The 4,040-nt window shown below is 40.1% G+C and carries 4 protein-coding genes; 2 read left to right on the top strand and 2 right to left on the bottom strand.

All coding sequences use genetic code 11. The annotated features are described in order from the left end of the window. Window positions 1–300 precede the first annotated feature (300 nt). Together AABE15_RS08380 and AABE15_RS08375 are read right to left on the bottom strand one after the other, a co-directional pair. Window positions 301–432 carry a hypothetical protein gene (locus AABE15_RS08380; RefSeq protein ID WP_338330843.1) on the bottom strand — a complete coding sequence of 44 codons (132 nt, stop codon included), beginning with the start codon at window positions 430–432 and terminating at the stop codon, window positions 301–303. A gap of 202 nt (window positions 433–634) precedes the next feature. Beyond that, window positions 635–1,219 carry an ImmA/IrrE family metallo-endopeptidase gene (locus AABE15_RS08375; protein ID WP_338330842.1) on the bottom strand — a complete coding sequence of 195 codons (585 nt, stop codon included), beginning with the start codon at window positions 1,217–1,219 and terminating at the stop codon, window positions 635–637. Window positions 1,220–1,568: 349 nt separating this feature from the next. Between AABE15_RS08375 and AABE15_RS08370 the strand changes: the two genes are divergently transcribed. Both AABE15_RS08370 and AABE15_RS08365 read left to right on the top strand, forming a co-directional pair. Then, window positions 1,569–3,497 (top strand): hypothetical protein, encoded by a 1,929-nt coding sequence (locus AABE15_RS08370; RefSeq protein ID WP_338330841.1) that lies wholly within the window; start codon window positions 1,569–1,571, stop codon window positions 3,495–3,497. 25 nt (window positions 3,498–3,522) lie between these two features. Next, window positions 3,523–4,040, top strand: a 518-nt coding sequence (locus AABE15_RS08365) for a hypothetical protein (protein ID WP_338330840.1), incomplete at its 3' end; no start/stop codon positions are given.

Here is a 4,040-nt window from a genome sequence, read left to right as displayed (position 1 = left end):
CACTACCTCGGAAACGCTCGCCACTCCTGCACCCGCCAATACCATGGCCTACGTCATGGGTGAGAATTTCGCCATTTCTGCCAACGGCTTTTCCCTGCTCGCCGATCGAACCCGTGGCTTCCTCCCTCAACTTGCAGGCGTGCCGTATACAGTGATTAAGGAAAAACCTGCTTAAAAAAATTTTTGCAAGAAAAAAAAGAATTTTTTTCTAATTTGATTGATTTTGTGATAAAATTGTACTAAATGTAAAGAAATAAGCCTACCTTAGAGACTAAAATAGGCTTACTTGCACACAGAATTTCAATCTTTGACTAAAATTCTAAAGGCTCTTATGCCATAAGCTTTGGCATATCGAATCTTACCCGTTTTAGGGTCAGTTACGTGTGTTGTATACACGTAATGTTTATCTATAGGGGGTAGATTATGTTTCATAATCTTTTCCTTTCATTTAAAGGTAAAGACTAACATTTACTCTGCTAATAAGGATCTTTAGTTAAAAGCTTGTAATCCTTATTAGGCTATTTCCACTCAGGTCGTTAGTCTTTAACCTAAGGGTTCATTTAATCTCAATCTTTTAAGAAGTGTTACAGCACTAAAAATAAAAGATTGAGATTAAAACTCTTATAAGTGTCTTTTAAATGATAATTAATCCTTTTTTTTGATATGTTTTTATTGTTATTTTTGATGCTTCAATAGAGATCCCACAGTGTTGGGAACAAAGTTTTGGTTCTTTAAATTTTTCGACTTTATCAGGTGGTAACAGTAAAAATGCTGCTCCTGTATTAGCTTGCCACTCAGAATCACAATAAGCAGGCGTCAGTTTGTTAATTCTTTGATTAAATGTTATTTTTTCATTTCCATGTAAAAAAGCGTGGGCAATTTCGTGAGCGATTGTAAAACGTGCTCTGTTATCTTTTTCACATGCTTTAATATACACACTATCTTTAATGTGGATTTCTATTTTATTTTCATTATTACGAGGGAAGGTTTTACCGTATGCATCTTTCATTAATTGTTCTTCAACGCAATGTATTTTTATTTGCCCTATTGTGCTGTGATTAAATAAAATTGTTTTACCGTCTAATTTTTCTAATAACCACTCGATAGGCAAGTAATCGGGGTTTTCTGGGTATAATTTATTTCGAATGCTAGATAGTTCAGACAAAATTTTGTTTATAGACCGCGGTTTTACACAAAAGCCATTTGAAGAAGATGCCATAAAACTTATTCCTCATTCCCTACGTAGGTTTGAATTTTTTTTCTATAGCTTCAAAGACATTTTGAGGCATGTGAGGAATGGCTCTGGCGAACGTTGCCATACATTTCTTTTGTCTACCATTTAAGTTTTCTTTAAGTTTAAGTGTTTCATCAGCTTACCTAAATTTCTCGTGATACGAGAAAAGTGCTGAGGTTAATACCTCAAATTATCGGCAGAGTATCGATAAACTTAAATCCAACCCTTTCTAAAGCTGTTTAAATATCTTTTGTATTATCAAAATTAACCTGCGAAGCCACCAACTCGGTGGCTTTTTGTATGACGTAATCATACCATTTTAAAGGAACTTACCATGACCGATACACCAACCAAAATTAACGTCCCGTTTGCTCATCATGGGGATAAAACCTTTCCGCCCGTTACGGATAATCAGGGAAGGGTTAACTTTCAACAAGGTTACACTGGAGATTATGAACTCGATCTCAACTCAGGCGACGTCAATGCCAAGGCTATTGAACGAAGGGATTTTAATGGGTTGTTTAATATAATCACAGCAAATCTCATGCAATGGCAGCAGCATACGTTTCCGGTATGGTATCAAGATAACGGGACCGGGTATGCGGAGGGGGCGTATGTCAGTGTTGCCAACGCTGCAGGGGAGGTTGTTATTTATCGCTCTTTGGTAGACGATAATTTTTCCGATCCGCAAACGGATCAATTAGGGCAATGGGAAGTGGTGCTTTCTCAAACCGAATTACTCGCAAAAGTTGCTTTTTTGCGAGGGGGTGGGGATCTCAACCAATTCGTTGATACCACGGGTAAAATAGATTTAAACACGGTTGCAGATGGGTTCTACTTTTTTGAAAAGGGTGCTGTGAACAAACCTAGTGGAGTGAATGCACGTTTTTATGTGTTAAGCATTAAGAGCACGTTGGGGATAGGAATACAGCTTTTAATTGACGATAATGTTCATTTGTATGGGCGATATATTGAGGGGAAAACTGTTTATCCGTGGCTGCGTTATGATCGGGAATTGTTGAAAACTTACAACAACCTCTCTGATCTTTCCAACGTGGATACTGCCCGCACCAACTTGGATCTAGAAGATCTTTATCTTGGCGGCATTAAGACATTTGATAAATCCATATCTGATGCGAAGGGAGGGTATCCATCAGGGGTTATCCTCCAATCCAGTGACACCACCAAACCCTGGGTGTTGTGGCAGAATGTACAAGATGGCAACACAGCGGATCCTAATCAAAACGACATAACTTCCTCAGAAATACAAAACGGCTGGGTGCGATACCCTGTTCTTTCAAATTCCTTAACGTCTAATTTGTATTATAATTCTGAGGGTAAATTGGAAGTATCGACCCAAGTTGTGAGCGTTAAACGCTATGTGTCGCCATCCTTAGGCAAGGATGACACCGGCGATGGCAGCAAGGACAAACCTTTCTTTTCTATTGCCAAAGCCATTAGCAGCACCCCTGGCAATGCCAATGTTACGATTTATCTGCGGGATCAGGATACGCATTATTGGTCTCCTGATGGCAAACAGGCTGCGATTAAAGGCGAGCTAGACATTGGAGAGCGCTATTTAAAATTTATGCCCTACGACGATGCGGGGAAATACGAGAGCATAAAAACAGATATTAAGAATAGAAACTCAGACGAAACCTGGTCATTTTGTTTAAGTCCAACTTATTTAAGCGGTGTTGGATTAGCACGGCCTAAAATCGTGATTTTGTGGGATTACGTTAACACGTATAACGGAACAACCTGGGTGCGTACCAATACACAAATGTATGCCATAAATGGCTTAATTCCTAATTTTTATTGCTCATTTTATGGCGTTGAGTTTGCCATTGATCGAGTGGATGAATTGAGTAAGTCAAACTTGGATCAAATCGCGGCTTGGGCAACGAACGGCGGAAAGTATCAATTTATAGGGTGTATCTTCAATACCCTTCCCTCAAGTGGGCAACATTGGTTGCTGGGGGGAAATGCGGACTTTGCTACAGGCTTTGTCTTTGCCTACGCCAACTTATTTATGGACACTGTGGGAACTGGGCTTTTGATGTATCAGGTTTTTTTGTGGGACGTCCATGTTGATGGGGACCGAACGACGGAAGAAACGCTAAGCGGCACCAGTTATCTTCTCATTAAGAGCAACTCGACGTCCTTTATTGGGAATGCGAAATGTTGGCTAAACGGGTTGGATATCATTCAAACGCCCAGCCCTCGTTATGCTAACCTTAACATCAATATTGAGATCAAGTAACGCTTTTATAACCCAGAGAATTACTATGAATATATACAAAGATGCTTCGAAAAAAGAAGCAAACTATATTGTTGTGCCTGAAGGGGACTTGTCCAATTCCGAAATTGCTTTAATGCCTAAGGCGCCAACGGAAAAGGTTTATTACGAGATTTTATTTTACAAGCGTTTAGAGGATAATGACTCCATTGTATCCATTTCCTCTAACCTTGGTGATACAACGTTAATCTTGGAAAACCTTGAAATTTTTGGCAAATCGTTTCGGTTTTTGCTAGGGGGAGGGACGTTGGGAAACAAAGACATCCTCCAATTTACCTTAACTACCAAAAACGGAGAACAACGTGAACTCAACGTAACGGTGATCATTGCCCCTGCTGGAGTTGCTAAAGCTCCTTTGAGCAAGGACTATGTTATTGGAGATAAAGGACAAAAGGGGGATACAGGCGCCGCTGGGGCCGCTGCAACGGTAACGGTCGGCACGACAACGACGGGTGATGCTGGGTCTAAAGCCACTGTAACCAATAGTGGATCAACAAGTGCTGCGGT

Origin of the sequence: Commensalibacter sp. Nvir (assembly GCF_963921845.1) — a bacterium.
Lineage (GTDB): Bacteria > Pseudomonadota > Alphaproteobacteria > Acetobacterales > Acetobacteraceae > Commensalibacter.
The sequence above is the reverse complement of the archived record's forward strand: the minus strand, read 5'-3'. Positions and strand labels throughout refer to the sequence as shown.

What these genes read in the sequence shown, in the direction of transcription:
- AABE15_RS08380 (WP_338330843.1), bottom strand. Translation starts at nt 432, where the DNA reads ATGAAACATAATCTACCCCCTATAGATAAACATTACGTGTATACAACA.
- AABE15_RS08375 (WP_338330842.1), bottom strand. Translation starts at nt 1,219, where the DNA reads ATGGCATCTTCTTCAAATGGCTTTTGTGTAAAACCGCGGTCTATAAAC.
- AABE15_RS08370 (WP_338330841.1), top strand. Translation starts at nt 1,569, where the DNA reads ATGACCGATACACCAACCAAAATTAACGTCCCGTTTGCTCATCATGGG.